The sequence below is a fragment of the Mesorhizobium sp. M8A.F.Ca.ET.202.01.1.1 genome (assembly GCF_004791595.1).
Lineage (GTDB): Bacteria > Pseudomonadota > Alphaproteobacteria > Rhizobiales > Rhizobiaceae > Mesorhizobium.
Genome location: NZ_SRUN01000166.1, coordinates 1 through 331 on the forward strand (window position 1 = coordinate 1; position 331 = coordinate 331).

General features: G+C 29.0%; 1 protein-coding gene. It reads right to left on the reverse strand.

Going from position 1 to position 331, the window contains the following annotated elements; genetic code table 11:
• Positions 1-138 precede the first annotated feature (138 nt).
• Positions 139-270: a hypothetical protein gene (locus tag EN845_RS36720; RefSeq protein WP_281041059.1), complete on the reverse strand. Its 132-nt coding sequence runs from the start codon at positions 268-270 to the stop codon at positions 139-141.
• Positions 271-331: the final 61 nt, after the last annotated feature.

Consider the following 331-nt stretch of genomic DNA (forward strand, 5'->3'; position numbering starts at 1 on the left):
ATCCTAACCAGTTAGGAATTGAATTTAAAATAAAATCTAATATTTTTAAAAATAGTTCCATATTCATCAGTCCTAGTTGAATTTTATAAGAAAAGGAAGTAAGTTTAACAACTTACTTCCTTTTCTATGAACTATACATTATGCTATTGGCTTATAGTTCGGGCAAGCAGAAGAGCTTTGACCATTACTTTTTTCACATTGTTCCATTAATTGACCGCCTGTTAATCTATAAAAAGCATCAAAGCCTTTCCATGGATTAGGTGTTTTCATGATAAACCCTCCTTTGCTTTATTATATTATTTAATATACCCGATAAATAAGTAGATAAACA